24 protein-coding genes are annotated in these 26,672 nt (G+C 73.1%); 8 read left to right on the top strand and 16 right to left on the bottom strand.

Translation table 11 applies throughout. The features are described 5' to 3' along the window. Positions 1-180: 180 nt before the first annotated feature. From ACLZOT_RS22550 to ACLZOT_RS22540, 3 genes are read left to right on the top strand one after another with little or no spacing between them, the layout of a single operon-like run. Entirely contained in the window at positions 181-687 is a 507-nt protein-coding gene (locus ACLZOT_RS22550; RefSeq protein WP_416970811.1) for a (2Fe-2S)-binding protein, read from the top strand. Continuing rightward, positions 687-1,655 (top strand): FAD binding domain-containing protein, encoded by a 969-nt coding sequence (locus ACLZOT_RS22545; protein ID WP_416970810.1) that lies wholly within the window; start codon positions 687-689, stop codon positions 1,653-1,655. The genes ACLZOT_RS22550 and ACLZOT_RS22545 overlap by 1 nt, the downstream gene beginning before the upstream one ends. Continuing rightward, complete coding sequence (locus ACLZOT_RS22540) at positions 1,652-3,781, top strand: xanthine dehydrogenase family protein molybdopterin-binding subunit (RefSeq protein ID WP_416970809.1); 2,130 nt, start codon at positions 1,652-1,654, stop codon at positions 3,779-3,781. The genes ACLZOT_RS22545 and ACLZOT_RS22540 overlap by 4 nt, the downstream gene beginning before the upstream one ends. Before the next feature lie 10 nt (positions 3,782-3,791). On the opposite strand, the gene ACLZOT_RS22535 is transcribed toward ACLZOT_RS22540, so the two are convergent. The 6 genes from ACLZOT_RS22535 to ACLZOT_RS22510 form a co-directional block, all read right to left on the bottom strand. Further along, positions 3,792-4,664: a helix-turn-helix domain-containing protein gene (locus ACLZOT_RS22535; RefSeq protein WP_416970808.1), complete on the bottom strand. Its 873-nt coding sequence runs from the start codon at positions 4,662-4,664 to the stop codon at positions 3,792-3,794. Positions 4,665-4,747: 83 nt separating this feature from the next. Continuing rightward, a complete protein-coding gene (locus tag ACLZOT_RS22530) occupies positions 4,748-5,434 on the bottom strand; it encodes a response regulator (RefSeq protein ID WP_416970807.1) in 687 nt (228 codons plus the stop codon). 7 nt (positions 5,435-5,441) lie between these two features. Next, complete coding sequence (locus ACLZOT_RS22525) at positions 5,442-6,659, bottom strand: histidine kinase (protein ID WP_416970806.1); 1,218 nt, start codon at positions 6,657-6,659, stop codon at positions 5,442-5,444. 51 nt (positions 6,660-6,710) lie between these two features. Then, entirely contained in the window at positions 6,711-8,900 is a 2,190-nt protein-coding gene (locus tag ACLZOT_RS22520) for an MMPL family transporter (RefSeq protein ID WP_416970805.1), read from the bottom strand. A gap of 108 nt (positions 8,901-9,008) precedes the next feature. Then, positions 9,009-10,004 carry an amidohydrolase family protein gene (locus ACLZOT_RS22515; RefSeq protein WP_416970804.1) on the bottom strand — a complete coding sequence of 332 codons (996 nt, stop codon included), beginning with the start codon at positions 10,002-10,004 and terminating at the stop codon, positions 9,009-9,011. 106 nt (positions 10,005-10,110) lie between these two features. Next, positions 10,111-11,286: a trans-sulfuration enzyme family protein gene (locus ACLZOT_RS22510; protein WP_416970803.1), complete on the bottom strand. Its 1,176-nt coding sequence runs from the start codon at positions 11,284-11,286 to the stop codon at positions 10,111-10,113. A 145-nt stretch (positions 11,287-11,431) separates the two neighbouring features. Between ACLZOT_RS22510 and ACLZOT_RS22505 the strand changes: the two genes are divergently transcribed. Beyond that, positions 11,432-11,875: an Lrp/AsnC family transcriptional regulator gene (locus ACLZOT_RS22505; RefSeq protein WP_416970802.1), complete on the top strand. Its 444-nt coding sequence runs from the start codon at positions 11,432-11,434 to the stop codon at positions 11,873-11,875. On the opposite strand, the gene ACLZOT_RS22500 is transcribed toward ACLZOT_RS22505, so the two are convergent. The 3 genes from ACLZOT_RS22500 to ACLZOT_RS22490 all read right to left on the bottom strand — a co-directional run bounded on the left by ACLZOT_RS22500 (position 11,865) and on the right by ACLZOT_RS22490 (position 14,473). Then, a complete protein-coding gene (locus ACLZOT_RS22500; RefSeq protein WP_416970801.1) occupies positions 11,865-12,707 on the bottom strand; it encodes a PhzF family phenazine biosynthesis protein in 843 nt (280 codons plus the stop codon). The genes ACLZOT_RS22505 and ACLZOT_RS22500 overlap by 11 nt on opposite strands. A gap of 93 nt (positions 12,708-12,800) precedes the next feature. Then, positions 12,801-13,769, bottom strand: coding sequence for an RNA polymerase sigma factor (locus ACLZOT_RS22495; RefSeq protein WP_416970800.1), 969 nt, complete (start codon positions 13,767-13,769; stop codon positions 12,801-12,803). A 107-nt stretch (positions 13,770-13,876) separates the two neighbouring features. Further along, positions 13,877-14,473, bottom strand: a complete 597-nt coding sequence (locus tag ACLZOT_RS22490; protein WP_416970799.1) for a hypothetical protein — start codon at positions 14,471-14,473, stop codon at positions 13,877-13,879. Positions 14,474-14,710: 237 nt separating this feature from the next. Here ACLZOT_RS22490 and ACLZOT_RS22485 point away from each other — a divergent pair, with 237 nt between their 5' ends. Further along, positions 14,711-15,928, top strand: coding sequence for a lactonase family protein (locus ACLZOT_RS22485; RefSeq protein ID WP_416970798.1), 1,218 nt, complete (start codon positions 14,711-14,713; stop codon positions 15,926-15,928). A 5-nt stretch (positions 15,929-15,933) separates the two neighbouring features. Here the strand turns inward: ACLZOT_RS22485 and ACLZOT_RS22480 are convergent, their stop codons facing one another. The 5 genes from ACLZOT_RS22480 to ACLZOT_RS22460 form a co-directional block, all read right to left on the bottom strand. Then, positions 15,934-16,122 (bottom strand): ferredoxin, encoded by a 189-nt coding sequence (locus ACLZOT_RS22480; RefSeq protein ID WP_416970797.1) that lies wholly within the window; start codon positions 16,120-16,122, stop codon positions 15,934-15,936. Next, positions 16,119-17,426, bottom strand: a complete 1,308-nt coding sequence (locus ACLZOT_RS22475; RefSeq protein ID WP_416970796.1) for a cytochrome P450 — start codon at positions 17,424-17,426, stop codon at positions 16,119-16,121. Before ACLZOT_RS22475 ends, ACLZOT_RS22480 begins: the two co-directional genes overlap by 4 nt. Positions 17,427-17,541: 115 nt before the next feature. Further along, a complete protein-coding gene (locus ACLZOT_RS22470) occupies positions 17,542-17,844 on the bottom strand; it encodes a DUF1330 domain-containing protein (RefSeq protein ID WP_416970795.1) in 303 nt (100 codons plus the stop codon). Between the two features lie 76 nt (positions 17,845-17,920). Next, positions 17,921-18,919: a LacI family DNA-binding transcriptional regulator gene (locus tag ACLZOT_RS22465; RefSeq protein WP_416970794.1), complete on the bottom strand. Its 999-nt coding sequence runs from the start codon at positions 18,917-18,919 to the stop codon at positions 17,921-17,923. An 83-nt stretch (positions 18,920-19,002) separates the two neighbouring features. Beyond that, positions 19,003-20,307, bottom strand: a complete 1,305-nt coding sequence (locus ACLZOT_RS22460) for an MFS transporter (RefSeq protein ID WP_416970793.1) — start codon at positions 20,305-20,307, stop codon at positions 19,003-19,005. A gap of 274 nt (positions 20,308-20,581) precedes the next feature. On the opposite strand from ACLZOT_RS22460, the gene ACLZOT_RS22455 reads away from it, so the two are divergent. From ACLZOT_RS22455 to ACLZOT_RS22445, 3 genes are read left to right on the top strand one after another with little or no spacing between them, the layout of a single operon-like run. Then, positions 20,582-21,319 (top strand): glucose 1-dehydrogenase, encoded by a 738-nt coding sequence (locus tag ACLZOT_RS22455; protein WP_416970792.1) that lies wholly within the window; start codon positions 20,582-20,584, stop codon positions 21,317-21,319. Next, positions 21,316-22,881, top strand: a complete 1,566-nt coding sequence (locus ACLZOT_RS22450) for a CoA-transferase (RefSeq protein ID WP_416970791.1) — start codon at positions 21,316-21,318, stop codon at positions 22,879-22,881. Before ACLZOT_RS22455 ends, ACLZOT_RS22450 begins: the two co-directional genes overlap by 4 nt. Before the next feature lie 20 nt (positions 22,882-22,901). Beyond that, entirely contained in the window at positions 22,902-23,675 is a 774-nt protein-coding gene (locus ACLZOT_RS22445) for an enoyl-CoA hydratase/isomerase family protein (protein ID WP_416970790.1), read from the top strand. Between the two features lie 3 nt (positions 23,676-23,678). Here ACLZOT_RS22445 and ACLZOT_RS22440 read toward each other — a convergent pair whose 3' ends face one another. Together ACLZOT_RS22440 and ACLZOT_RS22435 are read right to left on the bottom strand one after the other, a co-directional pair. Beyond that, on the bottom strand, positions 23,679-24,659 hold the full coding sequence (locus ACLZOT_RS22440; RefSeq protein ID WP_416970789.1) for an LLM class flavin-dependent oxidoreductase: 981 nt from the start codon (positions 24,657-24,659) through the stop codon (positions 23,679-23,681). Positions 24,660-24,668: 9 nt separating this feature from the next. Then, positions 24,669-26,618, bottom strand: coding sequence for a hypothetical protein (locus tag ACLZOT_RS22435; protein WP_416970788.1), 1,950 nt, complete (start codon positions 26,616-26,618; stop codon positions 24,669-24,671). Between the last annotated feature and the right edge of the window lie 54 nt (positions 26,619-26,672).

Raw genomic sequence — 26,672 nt, 5'->3', positions numbered from 1 at the left:
CAATCGCCGGACCAGATTACCGATCCGCCCGATGCCGCACACCGCAAGCGACTACTACCAGACGTACGTTCGGCGGAAGTACGCACCCGGGACGTACGAAGACCGGCTTCTCGTCGGCGGGCGAGGGACGGCGCACAGTGGACTGCCGCCACGCATCCTCCGACCACCGAGAGAGTGGGTATGTCCCCCCAACCCGCCGTGCCACCCGCCCCACCCGGCACCCGCGTGTCCCTGGCCGTCAACGGTGCCCCCCACACCGTCACCGTCGACAACCGGACCTCGCTCCTGGACCTGCTGCGCGAACACCTCGGCCTGACCGGCTCGAAGAAGGGCTGCGACGCCGGCGCCTGCGGAACCTGCACGGTGCTGGTGGACGGACGCCGCGTCAACTCCTGCCTGGTGCTGGCGGTCCGGCTGACCGGCGCCGAGGTCACCACGGTCGAGGGGCTCGCCGACGGGGAGCGGCTGCACCCGCTCCAGCAGGCGTTCATCGACCAGGAGGCGTTCGGCTGTGGCTTCTGCACCCCGGGGCAGCTCATGTCCGGCGTGGCCTGCGTCCAGGAGGGCCACGCCGGCTCCCCGCGCGAGATCCGGGAGTGGATGACCGGCAACCTCTGCCGCTGCGGCTGCTACGGCGGGATCGTCCGCGCGATCGAGCAGGCCGCCGAGGCGGGGGCGAGAACCTGATGCACCCCTTCGCCTACACCCGGACCCGCGACACGCGCGAGGCCCTCGGCGCCGGCGGCCGCTACCTCGCCGGCGGCACCGATCTGGTCACCCTGATGCGGGCGGGCGTCGAACACCCGGACACCGTCGTGGACATCGCCGGACTCCCTCTGCGCGGGATCACCGGGCACGGCGGGCTGCGGATCGGCGCGCTGGTGACGATGGCCGAGGCCGCCGCCCACCCCGGGATACGCGACGGCTACCCGGTGATCGCCCAGGCGCTGGAGTCGGGCGGGCCCCCGCAGATCCGGAACGTGGCGACCGTCGGCGGCAACCTCATGCAGCGCACCCGCTGCGCGTACTTCCGTGACGTGACGGTGGGCGAGTGCAACAAGCGCGCACCCGGCTCGGGCTGCGCCGCCGTGCACGGCCGCAACCGGGGCCACGCGATCCTCGGCACGTCCGCGTCCTGCGTGGCCACCCACCCCTCCGACCTCGCCGTGGCGCTCACGGCGCTGGACGCGAGCGTGCACCTGGACGGCCCGGACGGCGCGCGCACCGTACCGATCGACGGCTTCCTGCTCCGGCCCGGCAGCACCCCGGACCGCGAACACGCCCTGAGGCCGGGGGAGTTGATCACCGCCGTGGAGATCCCGGCGCATCCGGGCCCGCTGCGGTCGGGGTACCTGAAGGTGCGCGACCGGCAGTCCGCCGCGTTCGCGCTCGTCTCGGCCGCTGTCGCGCTGCACATCCAGGGCGGTGTGATCCGGACGGCGAAGGTGGTCGCCGGGGGAGTGGGGACCGTGCCCTGGCGGCTGCCGGAGGTGGAGCGGCGCCTCGTGGGCGAACGGCCCTCGCCCGGACTGTGGGCCCGCGCGGCCGAGGTGGCCGCGGAGGGGGCGCGACCGCTGCGGCACAACGCGTTCAAGGCCGAGTTGCTGAAACGTTCCGTCGAACGTCAGCTGCGTGCGCTGGGAGGCACGGAGTGAACGCCGGGCCCGAGTCGGCCGTCGGCTCCGTCCTCTCCCGGGCCGAAGGACGCCTGAAGGTGACCGGCAGGGCCACCTTCACCGCCGACCACACCGTCGAGGGGGCCGTACACGCCGTGGTCGTCGGCAGCCGCATCGCCCGCGGCCGGATCACCGGCATCGACACCCGCGCCGCCGACGGCCTGCCCGGCGTCCTCGGGATCCTCAGCCACCTCGACGTACCCCGGCCGGACCTTTTCGCCGGGGAAGAGCCGCCGGTCCTCCAGGACGACCGGGTCCGGTACTTCGGGCAGCCGGTCGCCGTGGTCGTGGCCCGCACGCCCGAAGCCGCGCGGCACGCCGCCGGGTCCGTACAGGTGACCTGCCGCGCCGAGCGGCCCGAGACGGACCTGTCGGCACCCGGCGTCCGCGAGAACGACCCGCGGCCCTGGCAGGACCACGTACGCGGCACCCCCGACGAGGCCCTGGCCGAAGCCGAGGTGACCGTGGAGGGCACCTTCCGGATCGCGCGCGTCCACCCGGACACGCTGGAGCCGCACACCACCGTCGCCCGCTGGGACGACGACCGCCTCACCGTCTGGGACCGCGCCCCGTGGACCCCGGGTGCCCAGGACGAACTGGCCTCCGTGTTCGGCATCCCGCCGCAGGACGTGTGCATCGTCCCGCCGTCCATCGGTACGTCCGGCAGCGCGCCGCCGCTCGGGCCGTACCCGGTCCTCGCCGCCCTCGCCGCGCGCGCGTTCGGCCGACCGGTCAAGCTCGTCCCGACCCGCGAGCAACAGCACCACGCTGCGGGGTACCGGCCCGCCCACACCTACACCCTGTGCCTGGGCGCCACCCGCGGCGGACGGCTGAGCGCGGCCGACCACCGCATCCGGGCGGAGACCTCCGGGGACGGACAGCACATCGAGAACGCGCTGACCCCCGGCCGGGCGCTCTACTTCACCCCGCACCTGCGCCAGACCCACCGGACCGTGCCGCTGGACGTGAGCCCCCCGACGTACCTCTGGGGACCCGGCTCCTGCGCCGGCACGTTCGCCGTCGAGTCGGCCATGGACGAACTCGCCCACGAACTCGGCATCGACCCCCTCGAACTGCGGCTGCGCAACCTGCCGGAGGACGGGCCGCTGCGCGCCTGCCTGCGCACCGGCGCGCGCGAGTTCGGCTGGGACCGGCGCGCTCCCGCGCCACGCTCCCGGCGGGACGGCGACCTGCTGATCGGCACCGGCGTCGCCGGCGGCGTCCACGACACCCTGCGCACCCGGGCGCGGGCCCACGTCCGGCTCGACGCCGACGGCACCGCCCTGGTCCGCTTCTCCACCACCGACCCCGGCCCCGCCCGGCACGTCTCCCTGACCCGCCTCGCCGCCGACACCCTCGGCCTGACCCCGGAGACCGTCCGCCTCGAACCCGACGCCCCCGCCGACGCCCCGGCCCCGCCCCACGCCGGTTCCCAGACCATGAACGCCGCCCGCTCCGCCGTCCAGGACGCCTGCGACCGGCTGCGCCGCCAGGCCGTCGAACTCGCCGTCACGGACGAACACTCCCCGCTGTACGGCGCCGACCCCGCCGACATCCGCGTCCGCGCCGGCCGGCTCCACCTGACGTACGACCGCGCACGCGGCGAGACCTACCGGCAGCTCCTCACCCGCAACGCCCGCCCGCACCTGGAGACCCGCGGCGCCTTCACCCCGGACGACCCGTACGCCTTCAGCGCGGTGTTCACGGAGGTGGCCGTCGACCGGCGGCTGGGCTCGGTGCGGGTACGGCGGATGCTCGGCGTGTACGCCGCCGGCCGGACCGCCCTTCCCGCGCTCGCTGCCCGGCAGGCCCTGGGCGGTCTGGTGAGCGGCATCGGCCAGGCGCTGCTGGGACAGACGGTCACCGATCACCGCGACGGCCGGATCGTGCACGCGGACCTCACCGGCCACCCTGTCCCCGCCGACGTCCCCGACCTGCGGGCGATCCCCCTGGACGGACAGAGCCGTCGGGCCGACCCCGTCGCGCTGCGGAGCGTCGGCGAGATCGTGCGGACGGGGGTCGCCCCCGCCATCGCCAACGCGGTCTTCCACGCGACCGGCCGCCGACTCCGCGACCTGCCGATCAGTACGGAGGCCCTGCTGTGACCGGGCCGGGTCAGTGCCGCGGCGCCGGCTCCTGGCCCGCCAGCAGCCGGAGGGCCTCCTCGGCGGGGGTGCCCGGCTCGGCGTGGTAGGCGAGCAGCCACAGCGGGGGGTCGCAGGGGAGGATCATGGGCGCGTGGACGAGGCTGTACTCGCCGACCAGCGGATGCCGCAGCGGTACGACGTCGCCGAGCGCCTCGCATCCCACGTCGTACCGGGCCCACAGCCGCCGGAACTCCTCGCTCCGCTGTGACAGGTCGGTGATCAGGGCGGCCAGCCGCCGGTCCTCGGGATTCTTGCCCACGTGCGTACGCAGGATGGCGGCGACGACCCGCCCGGTGCGGTCCGGGTCGGCGAACCGCTCGCGGGTCTGCGGGGAGAGGAAGATCAGCCGGGCCAGGTTGCGCTCCTCGGCGGGCAGCGGCTCCCAGTCCCCGAACACGGCGGTGGCGAGCCGGTTCCAGCCCAGGATGTCCATGTGCCAGCCGGTGATGTAGGCGGGGACACCGAGCGCGTCGAGCATGTGCTGATGGGTGGCGCTCATCAGGGGTCGCGGCCGGGGTGCGTCCCGCCGCTCGGGCTGGGCCAGCCGGAGCAGATGGGAGCGCTCGTCCTTGGTCAGCCGCAGGGCTTGGGCGACGGCCTCCAGCACCTCTGCCGACATGGAGTCGCCGTACCCCTGTTCCAGCCGCGCGTAGTACGCGAACGACACCCCCGCCAGCTGCGCCAGCTCCTCGCGCCGCAGCCCGGGGACCCGGCGCCTGCCGTACGAGGGCAGGCCGAGGTCCTCAGGCTTGAGCCGGGCCCTGCGGGAACGCAGGAATTCCTTCAGCTCCGCACGCGGATCGAGCCGGGGTGCTGATTCGGCTGGCGTGTCTTGTTTCACCCGGTGAGAGTACAGGAATGACCCGATGAGTCGTATCGATACAGCACCCTATATAGGTATTTGATGCCATATCAGGACGTCGTTCACTGCCGGGGAACCGTGCCCTCCCCGGGGCGGACGAGCCCCGTCTCGTAGGCGATGACGACGAGCTGCGCCCGGTCGCGGGCGCCGAGCTTGGCCATGGCCCGGTTGGCGTGGGTCTTGATGGTGACGGGGGTGACGAAGAGGCGCTCGGCGATCTCGTCGTTGGTCAGGCCGGCCGCCACCAGGGTCAGCACCTCGCGTTCGCGGGGCGTCAGCGTCTCCAGGCGGGCCTGGTCGACGAGGCCGCCCGGCGCGGGCAGCGCCAGGACACGGGCGATGAGGCCCTTGGTGGCGGCCGGGGAGAGCAGCGCCTCACCGGCCGTGACGAGGCGGATCGCGTCGAGGAGCTGCGCCGGCTCGACGCCCTTGCCGAGGAACCCGCTCGCCCCGGCCCTGAGCGCCTCGATGACGTACTCGTCCTGCTCGAAGGTGGTGAGGACGAGGACCTTGACGCCGGCGAGGTCCTCGTCGTCGCCGATGAGGCGGGTCGCCTCGATGCCGTCGACCTCGGGCATCCGGATGTCCATCACCACGATGTCGGCGCGCTCGGACCGGGCGAGCCGCACCGCCTCGCGGCCGTCGGACGCCTCCGCGACCACCTCCATGTCCGGCTGGGTGTCGATGAGCAGCTTGAAGGTGGCGCGCAACAGCGCCTGGTCGTCGGCGAGCAGGACACGGATGGTCATGGGGTCCTCAGACGGCGTTCGGTGAAGGAGAAGGTGAAGGTGAAGGTGCGGGGGCGGGGGAGAAAGAGACCGGCAGTTCGGCGACGACCTGGAAGCCGCCCCCCGGCCGGGGCCCGGCGCTGACGGTCCCGCCGACGACCACGGCCCGCTCCCGCATGCCGATCAGCCCGTGGCCGGTGCCCTCGCCCTTGGGCGCGCCGGGGCGTCCGTCGTCCGTCACGGTCACCCGCAGCGTGTGCGGGCCGTAGTCCAGGACGACGGCGACCCGGGTCGCGGACGCGTGCTTGTGACTGTTGGTCAGGGCCTCCTGGACGATGCGGTACGCCGTCAGCTCGGTGGCCGGCGCCAGCGGCACGGGGCTGCCGGTACGGGCCACCCGCACGGGCAGCCCGCCCGCGCGCATCCCGTCGACGAGGGCGTCGAGATCCGCGAGCCGGGGGACGGGCGCCCGTGATTCCGGCGCGTCGTCGGGCCGGCGCAACAGGCCGACGGTGGCCCGCAGTTCGTCGAGCGCCGCGCGGCTGTTGTCCTTGATGTGCGCGAGTGCCTCGTACGCCTGGTCCGGATGGTCGCGCATCAGGTGATGGGCCACCCCCGCCTGGGCGTTGACCAGGGTGATGTGGTGGGCGACGACGTCGTGCAGGTCGCGCGCGATCCGGACCCGCTCCTCGGTGACCCGGCGCCCGGCCTCCTCCTCCTTCATCCGCTCGGCGAGGTCCACCCGGGCCTGTGCCTGCGCGAGGTGCTCGCGGCGGCTGCGCACGGCCCGGCCCAGCGCGGTCGCGGCGATCGCGAAGTCGAACTTCACCAGGCTGCCCCCGCCGATCACCGACTCGTCGTGGGTGGCGGCGAAGACACCCCCGATCGCCACGGCGGCGGCCACCCCGACGAGCCACGCCGTACGCCGCTCCCCGAGCGAGGCCAGCGTGTACAGGCCGATCAGGCTCGCCGCCGGGGCGGCCACCATGTGCGGGGCGGCGGCCATCAGGGTGAGGCCGCCCGCCAGGGTGACGAGCGCGACGGCCAGCGGCCACCGGCTGCGCACCACCAGCGGCAGACAGGACAGCGCCGTCCACACCCCGTCGAGCCACTCCGGCTCGTGCCAGGCGGACTTCCCGACCGCCGTGCCCGCCACGGAGATCAGGACCACCGGCACCGCGGGAAGCGCGTCCCCGACCCGGTCATGACGGGCCAGCCACCGCCGCCACACCACTCTCACGTCCATTCCCTCACTGTAAGGAGCGCGGACCCGGCGGCCTGCCGGGCCCGCGCCGGGTCAGTCGGCCAGCCCGGCCGGATACGGTTCGCGCACCGAGGGCGGGGCCACTGCCGGCTCGTCCGCCGGACCCTCCACCGAGACGCGCGGCAGCGCCTTGTCCAGGCTCCGGGGCAGCCACCAGTTCGCGTTCCCGCACAGGTGCATGAGCGCCGGCACGAGGCACATGCGGATCAGCAGCGCGTCCACGGCGACGGCCACCGCGAGGCTCACCCCGAACTCGGCGATCACCCGCATCCCGCCGAACACGAAGGACCCGAAGACGCAGAACATGATGGTCGCGGCGACGGCGATGACCTTGCCCGTCTCGGCCTGCCCGACCCGCACCGCACGCCGGTTGTCCCCGGTGTGGGCCCACTCCTCGCGCATCCGGCTGACCAGGAACACCTGGTAGTCCATGGAGAGCCCGAACATGATGCCGACGACCAGGATCGGCACGAACGACTCGATCGGCCCGCCGGCCCCGAGCCCGAGCAGCGGCGACCCGAACCCGTACTGGAACACGACGACGATCGCGCCGAAGGCCACCCCGATGCTGAGGATGTTCAGGACGGCGCCCACGGCGGGGATCAGCAGGCTGCGGAAGGCGACGGTCAGGAGGAGGAAGCCGAGCGCGGCGATGACCAGCACGAACACCGGCAGCTTCGCCATCAGCGTCGACGCGAAGTCGTCGTTGCTGGCGGTGACACCACCGACGTACACCTTCATCGACGTACCCCGCTCGGCCGGCGGGATCACCGTGTCGCGCAGGTGGTGGATCAGGTCGGAGGTGGCCGCCGACTGGGGGGACGTGGTCGGGACGACGGAGATCACGCCGACCGTCTGCCCCTCCTTCAGCGGCGCGGCGGAGGCGCTCGCGACGCCGTCGACCTGCTTCAGCGCGGTGACGAGCTTCGCCTCGGCCGCCTTGTCGGCGGCGGTCGGGGCCTGGACGGCGAGGACGAGGGGGCCGTTGAAGCCGGGCCCGAAACCGTCGGCGATCATGTCGTACGCCTGCCGGTTCGTCGAGCTCGTCGGCAGGTTGCCGTCGTCGGAGGCGCCCAGACGCAGCGACAGCGTCGGGAACGCGAGCGCCGCCAGAACGGCGAGGGCGATCAGGCCCAGGGCCTTGGGGCGGGACTGGACGAGCCGGGCCCACCGGGTCCACGGACCGGGCCGTCCCGTGGACGTCCGCCCGCCGGTCAGCTCCCGGCGCTCCTTCTTGCTGAGGACCCGCGGCCCGATCATGCCGAGCAGCGCGGGCAGCAGGGTGATGGCGGCCAGCACGGTCAGGACGACGGTGACGGCCGCGCCGATCGCCATCCCGTTGATGATGCCGACGTTCAGGGTGAGCATGCCGAGCAGCGCGACGACGACGGTCAGCCCGGCGAACACCACGGCCCGCCCGGACGTGTTGAGGGACTTCGCGACCGACTCGGCCGTGCCCATGCCCGCCATCAGGTTGGCGCGGTGGCGGTTGACGATGAACAGGGCGTAGTCGATGCCGACGCCCAGGCCGATCAGCGAGCCGAGGGTGAGGGTCGTGCTGGAGAGCGTGATGACGTGGCTGAGCAGCATGACCGTGACCGCGGAGGTGCCGACGCCGATGACCGCCGTGATGATCGGCAGCGCGGCCACCCACACGGCACGGAACACGAACAGCAGCACCAGGAACGCGAGGATGATGCCCATCGCGTCGGCGACCGCGTTCGGCTCCGGGTTGACGGTGAACGCCTGCCCGTTGAGCGCGATGTGCAGGCCGCCCGCCTCCGGGGCGGTCGCGAGGTCCTTCACGTGGTCGACCTGGGCGTCCGCGACGTCCCGCGCGAACGAGACGGTCGCGTACGCCGTCCGGCCGTCCTCGCTGACCTGTGCCTTGCCTTCGGGCGCGTAGGGGCTGCTGACGGCGGCGACACCCGGGGCGTCGGCGATCCGCTCCAGCGCGCCGGTCATCGCCCGCTCGGCGGCCGGCTCGGTGACCTTGCCGTCCTTCACCTGCCAGACGACCCGGCCGCTCTTGCCCGCCGCGCTGTTGGACGCCCGCTGGAGCAGGGCCGTCGCCCGGGCGGAGTCGGTGTCCTGCGCGGTCGGGCTGTTGCCGAAGGCGCTGCCGGCCGCGCCGACCCCGCCGCCCAGGGCGACCAGCAGGCCCACCCAGACCAGGACGACGGCGAGCCGGTGCCGATGGCACCAGCGGGCGAGAGAAGACATGACGAGCCTTTCGAGACGTGCACAGGCGATCGGGCCGGTGATACCGGCCCGATTCCACGCTCGCAGCCACGGCGTCTCTCGTCGTTGGCCGTCCGCAGACACTTCCGCCTACTGCGCTCGCAGTACCTCCGGCCGCCAGGTCCCGTCGAGCGGGACGCCGGCCGCCGCCGCGATCCGGTCCCGCGAGGCGAGCAGCCGGGCCCGCAGCGCCGGCAGGTCGACGCCCACCAGCGCGCCGTCGCGCTTCACGACCCGGCCCGCGACGAGCACGGTGTCGACCAGGCCCGGGTGCCCGGCGCTCACGACGCTCGCGACCGGGTCGGTGACGGGGAAGACGGTCAGGTCGTCGGCGCGCAGCAGGACCAGGTCGGCGTCCTTGCCGGGGGTGATGCTCCCCGCCCGCGCGGCCAGCCCGCAGGAGGCGGCGGCGTCGACGGTGACGAAGGAGAGCAGGTGACGGGAGCACAGGCCGCCGTCCAGACCGCGCTGCACGGCGAAGGCCGTACGCATCGTGGAGAACAGGTCCCCGGCGGCGGACGGCACGTCGTCCACGGAGAGGGTCGGGCGCAGTCCGGCGGCCAGCGCGCGGCCGGTCATGGGCTGTCCGAAGCCCATCTTCAGCTCGACGTCCGGGCTGATGGACAGGGAGCTGCCCGCGTCGGCGAGCATCCGCAGTTCCTCGTCGCCGAGGCCGTTGCCGTGGACGAAGGTCGTGGTGTCCCGCAGCAGGCCGTGCGCGCGCAGGCCGGCGACCGCCCCGGCGGTGAGGTCGACGTGCAGGCTGGTGCGCAGGCCGAGTCCGTCCGCCAGTTTCAGCTCCCGGGCGACCGTGTCCATGCCGGTCGCCTCGGGGCCGCGCAGCCCGAGCGCCATGGTGACCGGACCGTCACCGGGCAGCGCGTCACGGACCCGGCGTACGGCGGAGTCGACCGGGTCGGAGGTGCCCCAGCCGGCGCCGAGGCAGAAGACCGAGCGCCCCGGGGAGTCCTGGAGCGCGGCGACCTCGACGATCACACCGTCCTCGATCAGGACGTCGCCGGGGGAGAGGTCGCCGACGGCCGGGTCCATGCTGACGACGGTGCCGCCGGTGAGCAGGGTTTTCATGGGGGGCTCCTTCAGGGACGCCATCGCGTCCTTCACAGTCAGGGTGGGGCGGTGACGGCGGCTGCGCTCGCGGGCCGCCCCGCGGTCGGGCCGGGTCGGCTTCCGCTCAGGCCGCGCCGCGTACCGCGTCGGCGGCCGCCAGCGCGTCGGCGACCAGGTCGGCCGTGTCCTCGGTGCCCGCCGCCAGCCGCACCAGGCCCGGCGGGACGGCCTCGGCGAGCTGGTCCTCGCTGAGCATCCCGCGCCACATGGACGCCGGGTGCACGGCCAGCGACTCCACGCCGCCGAGACTGGCCGAGCGGCGCGGGTAGCGCAGCGCGCCGAGGAACGCGTCGGCCATCGCGAACCCGCCGGTGAACTCGACGCCGAGGACCCCGCCGTAGCCGCTCATCTGGTCGGCGGCCAGCTTGTGCTGCGGGTGGGAGGCAAGGCCGGGATAGTGCACCCGAGACACGGCCGGATGCTCGTGCAGCGCCTCGGCGAGGGCCTGCCCGTTGGCGTTGTGCCGGGGTATCCGCAGCGGCAGGGTGCGCATCCCGCGCAGCAGCAGCCACGCGTCGATCGGGCCGAGCGTCGCGCCGGTGAGGAGGCTGGTGTCCCAGATCGGGTCCAGGAGCGCGGCGGGCCCGGCGATCACTCCGGCGGAGACGTCCGAGTGGCCGTTGAGGTACTTGGTCGCGCTGTGCCACACCAGGTCGACGCCGAACTCGGCCGGACGCTGGTTCAGCGGCGTCGCGAAGGTGTTGTCCGCCATGGTCACCACCTCGTGCGCGTGGGCCAGTTCCACGACGGCCCGCAGATCCGTGATCTGGAGCAGCGGGTTGCTCGGGGTCTCCACCAGGATCAGCCGGGTGCGCGAGGTGAGCGCCCGCTCGAACGCCTCCGGGTCCGTCTGGTCGACCAGGGTCGTCGTCACGCCCAGCCGCGGCAGCAGGTTCAGCAGCACCGACGCCGTCCCGCCGTACGTGGACCGCTGCCCGATGACGTGGTCCCCGGCCGAGACCAGGGCCAGGACGGCGGTCGTCAGCGCGGCCATCCCGGACGCGGTGACCATGGCCGCCTCGGTTCCCTCCAACTCCGCGACGACGGCCGCGACTTGGGCGTGGTTGGGGTTGCCGAAGCGGGTGTAGAAGTCCTGGCCGCGCGCTTCGGTGGCGGCGCGGGCGAACGTCTCGCCGTCCTCGGCCGAGAACGCGGCCGTCTGGTGGATGGGCGGCGCGACGGCCCGGCTCGGGTGGACGTGACGATCGGCGTGAACGGTGACAGTGCTCTTGCCCGGCATGGCTGCCCTTCCCTCGGTGACTCCCCTGAAGGGTGGCCGACCGGCATGCGGGCATCACCGATTCCCGGCAACTTTGGCAGCAAATTGCGCACCTAACCGGCACACGATGGTGCTAGAGGGGTTCCCGGCGCAATAATCTGCCCCCATGGACGAAGTGGACCGGTCGATTCTCGCCGTGCTCGAACAGCACGGCCGCATCAGCAACAACGAACTCGCCGCCCGGGTCGGACTCTCCCCGTCCCCCTGCCTGCGCCGCGTCCGGCACCTGGAGGAGACCGGCGTGATCCGCGGCTACCGCGCGCTGATCGACCCCGCCGCCGTCGGCCGCGGCCTGCGCGTCTTCGCGGGCGTACGGCTGATGCGGCACACCCGCGCGGACGTCGTCGCCTTCGAGCGCGGGATCGTCGGACTGTCCGAGGTGGTCGCCTGCCACCACCTCACCGGCAACTTCGACTACCTCCTCCAGGTCGAGGTCGCCGACCTGCCCGCCTACGAGGACTTCCACGCCAACCGCCTGGCCGCTCTGCCCGGCGTGGCCACCGTGACCAGCTACGTCACCATGAAGACGCTCACCCCGGTCACAGACTGACCGTGCCCCGGATCCGGACGGTCGCGGCCCCGCTCACCCAGACCGTGCCGTCCGCGTCGGCGGTGACCCCGATGCTCGCCGCCCGGCCCAGCCGCGCGCCCTGCGAGACGCGGTACGAGGAGGGCGCGGCGCCCGTGGAGGTCAGCCACTGGCCGACGCCGGCGTTCATGCTGCCGCACGCCGGGTCCTCGGGGACACCGGCGGCGGGGGCGAACGTACGCATCTCGAAGTCGTGCGCGGAGCCGGGCGGGCAGGCGCCGATCGCGCCGGCCATGCCGTCCGGGATCAGGGACAGGTCGGGTTCGAGGGCGAGGACCTCCTCGGCGGTCGCCAGCCGGACCACGGCCCAGCCGGGGCCGTTGTCGACCCACTGGTGGTCCAGGACACGGTCCCGCGTGATGCCGAACGCGGTGATGATCCGGGCCAGTCGAGCTTCGTCGAGCGCCCCCTCGCGGATGCGTGGCGGGGCGGCGAAGGACAGGTCCCCGTCGCTCCGGCGCACGGTGACAAGGCCGACGTCGCACTCCTGCACGATCCGGCCCGCCCGCCGGGGTACGCCGCCGCCGTCCAGCCAGGCGCGCGCGGAGCCGAGCGTGGGGTGCCCGGCGAACGGCAGCTCGCCACCGGGCGTGAAGATCCGCAGCCGGTAGTCCGCCTCTTCGGCCGCCGGGGGCAGGACGAACGTCGTCTCGGACAGGTTCGTCCAGCGCGCCAGGTCCTGCATCTCCTCGTCGGTCAGCTCCGTCCCGTCCAGGACGACCGCGACCGGGTTGCCGGAGTAGGGGGTCGTACAGAACACGTCGACCTGGACGAACTCGCGGGTACGGGGCATCGGGCACCTCTCGGCAGCGGGGGACGGGCGTCCATACCAGCGGGGCCCTGTACGCCGGTACCAGGGCCACTCGCGAACAAGTGGACCCTGCTTTCAGCCCTGCGGCCCCGGGAAGACCACCCGGAGGGTCTGGACCCGCCGGTCCCGGCGGACCATGAGCCAGGTGAGAGCCGGCGGGCACGGGTCGGGGGCGCCGGCGGGGCTGATGACGTCCATCTCCCAGATGGTGACCGTCCGGCTCGCCACCACATGGCGCAGCCGCTGCGTCACCCCCTTCTCCCGGTTCCTGCGCATCGCCGGGAAGGGATGGCAGCGCTCGCCCGGCGTGCTCAGGACGCCGAGCAGCCGGGTCTCGGCGGGCCACAGCTCCAGGATCTCCCTCGGCTGACGGCCGCGCCGGGCCCCCTCCAGCGTCGCCTCGGCCTCCCGCCGGCTGTCCTCGGTGAGCCGGGAGACGTCGTCGTGGGACTGCGTCGCCGTCGTCAGCAGGAGCTGGGAGAGCTTGGAGCGGGCCTGGTTGAGGCGGCTGCGGACCGTCCCCACCGGGATGTCGCAGGCGTGCGCGATCTCCCGGTAGGAGGTGACGCCGCTGAAGTGACGCAGCATCACCACCAGCCGCAGCGGCTCGGGCAGCCGCTCCACCGCGTCCCGGATCCAGTCCCGCATCGCGTGCTGGTCGACGACCCGCTCGGGCTGCGAGGCGACGGACCGGCAAGGCGGGTGCGGGCCGTCCAGACCCGGCGTCTCCTGTCCCGCGCGCAGCCGCATCCGGGAGTTGTTGCGCACGATCGCCCGCAGCCAGGCGCCCACGGCCGCCGGATCCCGTACGTCGCCGATGCGCCGCAGCGCGGTGAGCGCCGCGTCCTGCACGGCGTCCTCCGCGTCGGGTCCGTGCCCGAGCAGGCTCAGCGCCACCGCCCGCATCGGCGCCTGATGCCGGGCCAGCAGCAGCCCGAGCGCCCCGGTCTCACCGGCCTGGGCCCTGCGGGTCAGTTCGTCGTCCGCGGGGGGCGGGGCTGTCATGGGGGCGGACTCCTCCGGGGCGACGCGGTACAGGCTCATGCGCGGGGGAATTCTGGCAGCCGGGCGAGGGGGAGGACGACCCCGAAGAGGTAAGAACTTCGGGACGCCCCGCCGGCCCTTGTGCCGCACCGCGTCCGGAACCCGGCTCAGCGCTCGTGCGCCGCCCCGACCTCCCGCGCGGCCTGCTGCGATGCGGCCGCCATCCGTGCCTCGGCCCGGGCGGGATGGATCTTGGTGAAGAGGGCGGGCGCGGTGAGGCCCACGACATGGGCGGTGATGCCGACCCAGGCGGGCGCGTCCACGGCGCCCGCGACGGCCAGGCTCACGCCGATGAACGTGAAGCCCGCCCCCCACGCGGCGGCGATGTGGTTGTTGACACGGACGAACTCCGGCATGTCCCAGACCTCGGGCGGCGTCTGGAGCTTGGCGATGCCCAGCGTGAAGGGGCGGCGGACCGCCAGCGTCCCCCACGCCGTGGCGGCCAGCCAGGCGAAGGACAGGACGTCGGTGTGGTGCGACAGGGACGCGTGCGGCCGGGCGACGGCGACCGCACCGACGACCGCGAAGTACACGATGGTGCTGGCCTCCAGGACCAGCGCGTCGAGGGCGACCCCGCGCCGCCGGTCCTGGACCAGGAGCAGCAGCCCCGAGGCGAAACCGCTGACCGCGCCCCACCGCCAGTCCACGAAACCCGACACGACGCCGGCGACGATCCAGGGCATGAATCCGCGCATGTAAACCATGGAGCTTGTTCCTTGGGTATCCGAGATGAACAGGACAGACGCGGACTGGATGCGACGCGGGCGCGAAAGTTCGAACCCTGACGCGTGACGTCCGTCACAGCGGCCGGGGCGGTGGCGCCACTTCTTACGAGAGCGTGACGTGGCGCCGGAATCCTCGAACTCCCCCTGTCCCACAGGCCACTCTGGCTCCGCCGGCCACTCGCCATCGGTGGCCGGCCAGAACCGGAGGAGCACCCCATGAGCAGGCACACCAGGCGTCGTTCACCCCTCAAGACCCGGCTGGGCATCGCCGGAGCCGCCGTCCTCGCGACCGGCGCGGCGGCCGCGACGATGAACCTCGCCTCCGCGGGAGAGCCCGCCCACGGCAAGGCGGCGACCCCGCTGCGGGCCGGCGCCGACCACGCCGTGTTCGTCCAGGGCAACGAGCTGGCCGGCAACACCGTCCGCGTCTTCCGGCGGGGCGACGACGGCACCCTGACCGGCGCGGGCACCTACGCGACCGGCGGCAAGGGCGGCGACCAGGTCGACGCCCCCACCGACTCCCTCGCCTCCCAGGGCTCCCTGGTCTACGACGCGAGGTCGGGGCGGCTCCTCGCGGTCAACGCGGGCAGCGGCACGGTCACCTCGTTCCGGGTCACCGGACAGAAGCTCAGCGACCGTCAGGTCGTACGCTCCGGCGGCGACTTCCCGTCGTCGATCACCGTCTCCGGCGGCCTCGCGTACGTGATGAACGCGGGCGGCGCGGGCAGCGTCCAGGGCTTCCGCCTCACGGCCGAAGGACTCACCCCGCTGAGCGGCTCGCACCGCTCCCTGGGGCTGAAGAACAAGAAGGTCCCGCTGTTCACCAGCTCCCCGGGCCAGGTCGCGTTCACCCCGGGCGGGCGCGAGCTGGTGGTGACGACCAAGTCGGCCAACACGATCGAGGTGTTCCCGATGCGGGGGGACGGCCGCCCCGCGCACCGGCCGAAGGTCAACCCCTCGGCCGGCGGCGTCCCGTTCGCGATCACCTTCGACAAGGCCGGGCACATGCTGGTCGCCGAGGCGGAGAAGTCGACCGTCAGCACCTACCGGGTCCGCCGCGACGGCACCCTCAAGGTCGTCCAGAAGCCCCTGCCCAACGGCCAGAACACCCTGTGCTGGCTGGAGCGCGCGGGCGACTTCTTCTACGGCGGCAACACCGGCAACTCCACGGTCACCGGCTACCGCACCGACCGCACCGGCAAGCTGGCCCTCACCGACAGGACCGGCGTCGCCACACCCCCCTCGCCGCGCTCGCAGGGCGTCATCGACCTCGCGGTGACCCGGGACGCCCGCTTCCTGTACGTCCAGAACGCCACCTCCGGCACGGTCGACGGCTTCCGCATCGGCCACAACGGCGCGTTGACGAAGGTCACCACGGTCACCGGGCTGCCCTCCTTCGCCGCGTCGGGGATGGAGGGCATCACGGCGGTGTGAGGAGGTCAGTGCCAGGAGATGGCCGACTCGGGGCAGCTCGCGGCGGCGGAACGCGCGGTCTGCTCCAACTCCTGGGGTACGTCGCCCTGTTCGGCCGTGGCGTAGCCGTCCTCGGTGAGGTCGAACACCGTGGGGCACAGGGTGTGACAGATTCCGTGGCCGCGGCAGCGGTCCTCGTCGACGGCGACTCTCATCGCGGGCCCTTTCCGGCAGGCGTGAACTCCAGCTGGAGGTGGGTCATGCCCCGCAGGATGTACGTGGGCAGGTACCGGAAGCGGCGGGCGTCCGCCGGCCCGTGCACCCGCTCCGAGATCCTGATGTCCCCGGTGCGCTCCAGCAGGCGTTCGATGCCCACCCGTGCCTCGGCCCGGGCCAGCGGTGCGCCGGGGCAGGTGTGGATGCCGCGCCCGAAGGCGATGTGCTGGCGGGCGTTCGGGCGCGCGGGGTCGAAGGACGTCGGATCCTCGAAGCGGCGCGGATCACGGTTGGCCGCCCCGTTGACCACCATGACCGTGCTGCCGGCCGGGATGTCGACGCCGCCCACGCAGGCCGGGACCCGGGCGAGCCGGAAGTCGCCCTTGACCGGGCTCTCCATCCGCAGCACCTCCTCGACGAAGTTGGGGACGCGGTGCGGTTCCTCGCGCAACAGCCCCTGGATCTCGGGGTGTTCGGCGATGATCCAGAGCGCGGAGCCGAGCAGCCGGACGGTGGTCTCCTGGCCGGCCGAGAAGAGGTTCGCGGCGACCCGGACGGTGTCGCCGACCTCGGGCAGGGTGCCGTCGGGGAAGGTGGCCGTGGCGAGCTGGGTCAGGACGTCGCCCCGCGGTTCCCGGCGGCGTTCCTCGATGTAGTCACCGAACCGGGCGTACAGGAACTCCAGCGGTGAGTGCGCCAGGGTGTCCTCGCCGGTGCTGCCGATCCCACCGGCCCGGGGCCGGCGCTGGAGCTGGTCGCGGAACATCTCCCGGTCCGCCTCGGGCACCCCGAGCAGGTCGGCGATGACAAGGAGAGTGAAGGGGCCGGCGAACCCGCTGATGAACTCGCTGTCCGGGGACGCCAGGAAGGTGTCCAGCATCCGGTCGGCGATCTCCCTGATGGCCGCCTCGTTCTCCTTGAGCCGCTTGGGCGTGATCAGCCGCATCAGCAGACCCCGGTGGGCGGTGTGCACCGGGGGATCGAGGGTCGGCAACTGGTCGCTCATGGGGAGTTCGTGCCGGTGCCGGTCGATCAGCTCGCCGACGTCGTCCCCCTCCAGCGGCACCGGAAACCCGGGGAAGGGCCCGGTCACCGACAGGCAGGAGGAGAACGTCCCGGCGTCCTGGGCCACCTGGACCGCCTCGTCGTACCCGGTCACCATCACCACCCCGTGGTGAGGTTCACGGGTCACGGGGCACTGGGCGCGCAGGGCGTCGAAGTAGGGGTACGGGTCCGCCACCGCGGCGTCGTCCCGGAAGAAGTCGACGGCGGCGATGGTCTCGGGCAGTTCGTCGTGAGCCACGGGCAGGTTCCTTCGTGGTGTCGCACGGTACTGGCGTGAGCATCCTTCTCGCGAAGGAGAATCTAGTTCTCTCGTGAGCGGAAGGCCAGACCGCGTCGGCGTCCCGGGCGGACCGTCAGGAAGGCGGTTCGAAGCCGGTGACGATGACCGCGTTGGTCTCGGCGGCGGCCTCCCGCAACGGCTTGACCCGCTGGTACTCGGCCGACTCGTACCACGCGCGAGCGGCCTCGACCGACGGGAACTCGACCACGATCGTCCGGTCCCCGTGCCACGCCCCCTCCAGGACCTCGGGGTCGGGATCGACGACCCGGACGCGCGCCCCGGCCGCGAGCAGCGACGGCGCGGACGCGCGGCCGTAGGCGTCCATGCCCGCCCGGTCCCTGATGGTCTCGGTCATGATGAGGTAGCCCTTCGGCATCGCGTCTCCTCCGTCGGCCGACTCTGTCTGCCCAGGACCGATACCCTCGTTCTCCCTAGGGGGAAACGTCATTCTCTTAGAGGCCGCCGGGCGCACCGACGGAGTCGCGGAGCCGTACCTCGGCGTCGATCGTCTGGAACCCCTCGGCCTGTTCCCCGTCGAGGAGCGCCCGCAGGATGTGCCAGGCCCGCGCACCCAGCTCCACCTGCGGGCTGTGCACGGAGGTCAGCGGAGGCACGGCGAGGCGCGCGTAGGGAATGTCGTCGAAGCCGGTCACCGAGACGTCCTCGGGCACGCGGACACCGCGTTCGCGCAGCCGGGACAGCGCGGCGAAGGCGATCAGGTCGTTGAAGGCGATCAGCGCCGTGGCGCCGGCCTCCAGCGCCGTGTCCACGGCTCGGGCGACCTCCTCGACGCCCGTCCCGGCCGCCACCGTCGTCACCTCGGCGCCGAAGTGGCGCGTCGACTCCATGGCGCGCCGGCGTTCCCGGTCCGACCAGGAGCGCTCGGGGCCCGCGAGGTAGGCGAGCCGGCGATGCCCCAACCGCATCAGCCGGCCGGTGAGTTCGAGGATCGCGCTGTGCGAGTCGACGGCGATCTGGGGCGCGGGCACGGAAGGGGCGCAGCGGTTGACGATCACCACCGGACTGAGCGCGGTGACCGCCTTCGCCAGCGCGGCCTCGGACGCGTACGGGGAGCACAGGACGATGCCGTCGCAGCGTTGGCGGACGGCACGCCACACCTCGTCCTCCGAGGAGATGCCGCTGTCGCCGACCAGCAGTTGGAACCCGGACGCCTGCGCCTCGCGTCCGATGCCCTTCAGGATGCCGGTGAAGTAGGGGTTGTCGAGATCCGGGACGCTCACCCCGATCGTGCGCGTCCGCCCCTGGGCTAGGTCGCGGGCGCTGGAGTTGGGCCGGTAGCCCAGCTCCTCGACGACGGCCCGGACGCGTTCGGCGGACCCCGGGCGCACCGTCTTGCCCGCCAGCACGCGGGAGACGGTCGCCGGTGACACCCCGGCGGCGGTGGCCACGGCCCGGATCGTCACGGTCCCGGTCCCCTTGGGCCTCGCCACGTGTCAGCTTCCCTTCCCGCGCCGGCCCCCGCCTGCGCGTGGCCGCCCGATGTCCTGAGGGCGGCCCCGCGGACGAGGTCACCCTAACCGACGGTCAGGTCACAGCCCTTGGTCTCGGGGACCAGGAACGTCGAGGTGAAGGAGATGGTGCCCAGCACGGCGATGTACGCGGCCAGCGCCCACCCGCCGCCGGCCCACAGGAGCAGGGACGCCCCGAGGATCGGCGCGAGACCGCCGCCGAGGACCGCGCCGATCTCCTTGGAGAGGGTCAGCGCCGAGTAGCGGTGGCGGGCGCGGAACAACTCCGGGAAGTAGGCGGCCTGCACGCTGTACATGCCCCACACCCCGACGGACATGGCCAGCGCGAAGGCGACGTAGACGAGCGCGGGCTCGCGGGTGTCGAGGAGCCAGAAGAACGGGAACGCGAAGACGGTCAGGAAGAGGGCGCAGCAGCGGTAGACGATCCGCCGGCCCACCCGGTCGGACAGCCAGCCCCAGAACGGGACCGCCGCGAGGCCCACGAAGGAGGCGATCACCAGGGCCTGGGTACTGACCGTCTTGCCGAGGCCGAGATCCTTGGAGACATAGCTCAGCGCCAGCACGCTGACCAGGTAGGACGTCCCGTTCTCGCCGACCCGCAGACCGAGCACGGCCAGGATCCGGCCGCCCTCGCCGCGCACCGCCTCCTTGAGCGGGTTGCGGGCGACCTCGCCGGACTTCTTGACCTCCTCGAAGACGGGGCTCTCCCCGATGCCGAAGCGGATGAAGACGCCCGCCGCGACGACGACGATGCTCAGCAGGAACGGCACCCGCCAGCCCCAGGACAGCAGTGCCTCGTCCGGCAGGCGCGTGATCAGGGCGAAGACTCCGGCGGCGAACAGGGTGCCGAGGATGATCCCGGCGAAGGCGAGGGAGCCGACGAAACCGCGCCGGTCGCGGGGCGCGAACTCCGTGCAGATCAGGGAGGCCCCCGCCTGTTCGGCGCCGCTGCCGAAGCCCTGGAGCACACGCAGCAGGAGCAGCAGGGCCGGCGCCCAGACCCCGATCTGGCTGTAGGTGGGCAGCAGGCCGATCAGGAGGGTCGCGGCGCCCATCAGCAGCACGGTGGAGAGCAGGACCAGCTTCCTGCCGTAGCGGTCGCCGATGTAGCCGAAGAACAGGCCGCCGAGCGGGCGGGCGCAGAACCCGACGGCGTAGGTGCCGAGGGTGGCGAGCAGCGCGGTCTTGCTGTCGAGGCCGGGGAAGAAGAGCTGGCTGAACACGAGCGCCGACGCGGTGCCGTAGATGGAGAAGTCGTACCACTCCAGAGCGCTGCCGGCGGCGCTCGCGGCGACCACCCGGCGCAGCTCTTTCGGGGGCACCTCGCGGGTGGAGTGCTGTGTGGACATGGCTGATGACGCGGTCGGCACGGTGCCTCCGGGGTGGGTGCGGCTGGGGGGATGCCGGGGACAGTACGCCTTCCTGACTGAAACCGGTATCCCTCTGCGTGAGATCTCCGGGGAAGGGTCTTCAAGTGCCCTTGAAGTTTTCTCTCTCGTGATTAAAAGGCCAGTTCATCGCGGTGAATGGTTGCGGCTTCCATGCTCTCGACCCTTGTCATGGACGGCAGGTGCGTGCTCCACTGTGCCGCGAACTGAAACCGCTTTCAGTGATGGAGCTGGCATGAGACTGACCGGGAAGACCGCCGTGGTGACCGGCGGCGCTTCGGGTATCGGGCGGGCCGTGGTGGACGCCTTCCTCCGGGAGGGGGCACGCGTCGGTGTCGTCGACCTCGACGAACGGGCGGCCCTGGCCGACGGCCCGGAGTTCACCGTCGTCGGCGACGCGGGAGCGCCGCGGACCTGGCAGCGGGTCCACGACCAGGTCGTGGAGCGCTGGGGACGGCTGGACGTCCTGGTCAACAACGCCGGGTACGGGATCCGCGCCTCGGTGACCGACACCTCCTGGGCGGACTGGCAGGCCATCGTCACCGCCAACGTGAGCAGCGTCTTCCTCGGCTGCCGTACCGCGATCCCCCTCATGCGCGAGGCCGGCGGGGGCAGCGTCGTCAACATGGCCTCCGTCGCGGGCCACATCGGCATGTCCGAACGGGCCGCCTACTGCGCCACCAAGGCCGCGGTCGTCGGCCTGTCCAAGGCGATGGCCGTGGACCACGCCGGGGAGAACATCCGGGTCAACTGCGTCGCGCCCGGCACGACCGACACCCCCTACTTCGCGAAGATCTCCGCCCACCTGCCGGACCCCGACGCCTACCGGGCCGACCTCGCCGCACGCCAGCCGCTCGGGCGGCTCGGCCGGCCCGAGGAGATCGCCGCCGCGACCCTGTTCCTGGCCTGCGAGGAATCCTCGTTCGCGACCGGCTCCGTCCTGACCGTCGACGGCGGAATGAGCGTCTGGTGAACAACCCGAACCCGAACCGGACCCGGACCCGGACAGCGGCACCCCGCCTGTGCACCCCGGCCGAACTCGCGGCCCTGGTGCCTGACGGGGCGACCGTCGCCATCACCGGCGCCGGCGGCGGCGTCATCGAGGCGGACGCCGTCTTCGCCGCCCTCGAACAGCGCTTCCTCACCGAGGCGAGCCCCGCCGGCCTCACCCTGGTGCACGCCCTCGGCGTCGGAGACCGGCGCTCACGCGGCACCAACGCCTTCGCCCACCCGAAGCTGGTCCGCAAGGTCATCGGCGGCCACTGGACGTGGTCGCCGGAGATGACGCGGCTCGCCGCCGACGAGGAGATCGAGGCGTACGTCCTGCCCGGCGGCGTGATCAGCCTGCTGCTGCGGGAGATCGGCGCCCGCCGCCCCGGCCTGGTCACCACGACCGGCCTCGGCACCTTCGTCGACCCCCGGCAGTCCGGCGGCCGGGCCAACGCCTCCGCCATCGACACCCTCGTCGAACTGGTCGCCTTCGACGGCCGGGAGTACCTGCGCTACCGCCCGTTCCCGGTGGACGTCGGCATCGTCCGGGGCACAGCCGTCGATCCGAACGGCAACATCACCCTCGCCGGGGAGGCCGCCCAACTCGACGCCCTCGCGGTCGCCCAGGCGGCGAAGGCGTCCGGCGGAATCGTCCTCGCCCAGGTCCAGCGCAGCCGGGAGACGCCGCTTCATCCCCAGGACGTGCATCTGCCGCGCTTCCTCGTCGACGCCGTCGCCGTCGTACCCGGACAGGAGCAGACGTACCTCGGGGCGCACGATCCCGCCCTGTGCGGAGACGCGCCCGCTCCCGCGTACGAGCCCGCCGCCGCGTCCCCCGTCCGCCGGCTGATCGCCCGCCGCGCCGCCGAGGAGGTGCGCACCGGGGACGTGATGAACCTCGGCTTCGGCATCTCCAGCGAGGTCGTCGACGTCCTGGCCGAGCGCGGTCGGCTGGCCGAGGTCACCATCTGCATCGAACAGGGGCACACCGGCGGCACCCCGCTGTCCGGCGACATGTTCGGCGTGTGCGGCGGCCCGGAGATCACCGTCCCGTCGACCACCCAGTTCGACTTCTTCACCGGCGGCGTCCTCGACGCGACCTACCTGGGCATGGCCGAGGTCGACGCGGCCGGCTCCGTCAACGTCAGCCGGATCGGCGGCGGCATCATCGGCCCCGGCGGCTTCATCGACATCTCCCAGTCGGCCCGACGCGTCGTCTTCTGCGGCCAGTTCACCGCCAAGGGCACCCGGCTGACGGTCGCCGACGGCTCCCTGCGCGTCGAACGCGAGGGGGAGGTGGGCAAGTTCGTCGCCGCCGTCGACGAGGTGACCTTCTCAGGACCGCAGGCCCTCGCCCGCGGCCAGGAAGTCCTCTACGTCACCGAGCGCGCCGTCTTCCGGCTCGTCCCGGGCGGCGTCGAGCTGACCGAGGTCGCACCCGGGATCTCCGTGGAGCGCGACATCCTGCCGCACATGGGCTTCACCCCGATCGTCCGGGACCCCAAGGTCATGGACCCGGCCCTGTTCACCACCAGCACCCGCTGAGCACCCGTCAGGAGACAGCCATGGACCTGCGCAGGCAGGGACCCGTCGCCCACATCACCTTCGGCCGGCCCGAGAAACTGCACGCCATGGACGCGGCGGGCTGGACCGGTCTGACCGAGCGGCTCGCGGAGGCCGGCGCCGACCCCGGCGTACGGGCCGTCGTCCTGCACGGCTCACCGCGCGCGTTCTGCGCCGGCAACGACATCGGGGAGTTCTTCCGGCTCACGACCCCGCAGCTGGCCCGCGACTACTTCCTCGGCCTGGTCCTGCCCGCCATACGGGCCATCGCCGAGTGCGAGGTGCCGGTCATCTCCGCCGTACGCGGCCGGGCCGTCGGCGGGGGAGTCGAGATCGTCCAGGTCAGCGACCTCGCCGTGGCCGGCACGGACGCGACCTTCCGGCTGCCCGAGGCCAGGATCGGCGTGTGGCCCACGGTGTTCGCCGCCCTCGCGCCGTACACCCTCGCCCACAAACCCGCCGGACTGCTGGCCCTGACCACCCGGGAACTCGACACGGCGACCGCGCTGCGCTGCGGCCTGGTGCACGAGACCGTCCACGACGAGGACGTCGAGGAGGCGGCCCAGCGTCTCGGGGAGACGATCGCGGAGGGCAGCCGCGACGCCGTGCGCCACACGAAACGGTTCACCACCGCGCGGCTGCGCACCGACGGCATGGCCGCCGTCCACGACGCGCTCGCCGCCCTCGCCGACGACACGCTCGGCGGCCCGGATGCCATGGAGGGCACCCTGGCCTTCCGGGAAAGGCGCACCCCGTCCTTCGCCGTCACCCCCTGAGCGTCAGCCGACCGGCCGGGCCCGTGCGAAGGCGCGCAGTTCCCGGGGGACGTCCGGACCGGTCGGCGTGTAGATCACCTCCTGGAAGCCGAGTCCGCCGAGCCGGGCCAGCTTGCGGCCGACGGAGGCGGTGTCACCGACCATGGTCCGGGTGTCGATGTGCTCCAGGAGCGGCCGGTCGCGGTCGGTGAGGTGCGTGACGTGCCCTTCGAACGTCAGCAGATGGCGCTCGTCGTCCCCGGCGAGGGCCTCCACCGCCGCGCGCCACGCACGCCCCCCGGGTCTGACGTCCACGGCGTCGGCCCCGCCCCGGGCGTAGGCGTCGTGCCAGTCGACGACCCGCCAGGGCCCGATCGCCTCCCGCACCCGCTCGCCGCCCGGATCCTCGCCCTCGTCGAGGACGGTTCCGGACAGGAGCGTCGCCGTGGGGAGCGTCGGATGGGGGCGTCCGATGATCCCCACGGCCAGGTCGGCGGCGAGCGCGGCGCCCCGGGGGCCGAAGAGGCTGACCCAGACCGGGACGTCCACGGGACGGGCTGCCGTGAGCCCGTCGGCGTGCAGCATGCGTGCCGGCCTGCCGTCCAGTACGGCGGTCTCGCCCGCCAGGAGCCGGCGCACGGCCGTGACGTACGCGGTGAACGCGTCCAGCCGCATCGGAGCCCGGCCCAGGGCCCGGCGCGCGGTGAAACCGGTGCCGAAGCAGGCGCGGAGACGGCCCGGGGCCAGCCGCGCGACCGTCGCGACGGACGAGGCCATCGCCATGGCGGAGCGCTCGTCGGGGACGAGGACCGCCGTGGCCAGCCCGATCCGGGCCGTCCGGGCCGCCGCGAGTGCCAGGTGCACGAACGGGTCCTCCCACAGGGGCGCCGAGTCGAAGATCCACACCCGGGTGTAGCCGAGTTCCTCGGCGAGGACGGCCAGGTCGGCGAAGTCCGGACCGGGCGGCAGACCGCACGACAGCTCCGGGGAGTTCGATGTCTTCACGGTCCGCCTTCAGGAGTAGGAGACGGGCTGGGCGTACACGCGTCCGTCCAGGACCGTCGTCATGGTGCCCACCGGCTGGTAGGACCCCTGGAGCGAGGAGAGGGGCGAGACGGTGTAGCCGCCCGGCTCGCTCGTGGTCCGCGTCCCGGTGTGCTCGCCCGAGACCCGCAGCCGGGTGTGGAAGGTCACCGGGCTGGACGCGGTGCCGGCGTTCTCCGCGCTCTCGGTGCCGTCGAGGAAGGTCCTCCCGTCGTCGCTGTAGCGCGTGTACGTCACGGAGATCCGGGTCAGGGCGGTGCCGGCCGCGTTCTCGACGAGGTCCACCGAGGCGTGCCCGCCCCGGCGGCCGTCGAGCGTGTAGTGCCCGGCGGGCAGGTGGGGCCGCTTCGGGTCCGGGTCACCGGGGCGGTACGGCGTCCCCCACGGCACCGCGTCGGAGACCGGGCGGACGGGCGGGAGGTGCAGCGGCCCGCGGCTGGTGAGGTGGGCCAGCATCAGGCGGGAGGTCCGGCCGCCGGGCTCGCTCGACGGCGGGCAGGGGGCCAGGTCGAAGGGGGGCCCGCAGTCGGCCGGGCCGGAGTAGGTCTGGCCGTAGACGATCCGGGTGCCGTCCGGGGACCAGGAGGAGTCGGCGCGCGCGGCCCAGAACGGGGAGTCGGCCTCGCTGCCGGGACCGGTCGCCAGCGTCGAACACGGGCCTGTGGTGCAGGAGTTGAGCTGCTGGTCGCGGTGCGGGCCGATCAGGTACGGCTGGAAGAGCCGGCGCGTACGGATGTTGTAGCCGGCGGACGCGGCGGCCCCGGTGGGCAGCATGTCGACGAGCGGCGGTACGCCCGGCAGGCCCGCCATGAAGAGGAAGCGGTCCCGGTAGCGGACGTCCATCGAGACGGTCCACCTGCCGTCCGGCGAGCTGGTGGCGGGGTCGCTGTACCCGGGGTCGTCGTTGAGCCTGCGGGATGCGCCGGTCGTGAGGCTCGTGGCGAAGTGGTCCAGGTTCACGGAGCGGGTGTTGCCGATCCCGAGCAGGGAGCCGCCGTCGCCGGTGAAGTTCTTGAACTCGCCCACCGCGGCCCGCTGTTCGTACCGCAGCTTGGTGGGGCGGCGCGGGTCCACCCCGAAGAAGTGGCCGTTCAGCGCCGGGTCCGCGCTGTACAGCCCGGTGACCTTCACCAGGTCGTAGCGGGGCGCGAGGGGCGTACCGGTGGTGGGGTGCGCGTCGAAGCGGAGGCGGCCGAAGTAGGCGATCTCGTCGAAGGAGTCACCGGGCGCCGACGGCCGGATGATCTTGTTCCAGCCGACGTGGACGTTGTCGGGATGCAGCTTGAGACCCACGACGGACCCGCCCGGCCCCGACCCGTCGGGCGTGACGTTCCAGCGGACCGGATAGACGTGCGTGACGGCCGGGGTGCAGCGCGGATCGGTCAGCGGGTACGGCGAGCAGTCGACGACCCCCGCCTCCGCCAGCACCCGCCTGCCGTCGCGGAACGGCTGCGCGTACCGGTAGAGCCCGGTGACCCCCTCCCGGTTCGCCGCCGGGACCCCGCAGGTCACGCACTTCCAGGGCGTGCCGTCCGGGAAGAGCCGGCCGTCGGTCCGCACGAGGACGAGCTGACTGCCGGCGTAGGGACTCCCGGCCGGCGCTCCGGCGTACGTGAACGTGGCCGTGACGGTCCGGCTGTCGGGCAGGAACCCGCCGGCGGCCACGGCGCTGACGCAGCCGGTGGGGCTGGTGCAGGATCCGGGGGCCGAGGAGGGGGCGGTGGGCGGGACGGGGATCTCGCGCAGGGAGACCGGCTCGGACCGGGGCGCGGACGACACGGCCGGGGGCCCGGGAACCGGCGTTCGCGAGTCCGCCGAAGCCCCCGGTGTCGAACCCAGCCACAGGGCCAGGACCGCCAGCAGGGAGGTCGCGAGGGGGTGGCGTCCGATGATCGGACGTCTGGTTGCTCCGGTGGGCATGCCTGTTCCTGTCTGGTGGGGACGATCAGGGACGGTGAGTCGGGCGGTCCGGCC

This window comes from Streptomyces sp. 4F14 (genome assembly GCF_048159485.1).
In the GTDB taxonomy this organism is placed as follows: Bacteria; Actinomycetota; Actinomycetes; order Streptomycetales; family Streptomycetaceae; genus Streptomyces.
Note: the sequence above shows the minus strand (reverse complement) of the source record. Positions and strands in the feature narration are given on the sequence as shown.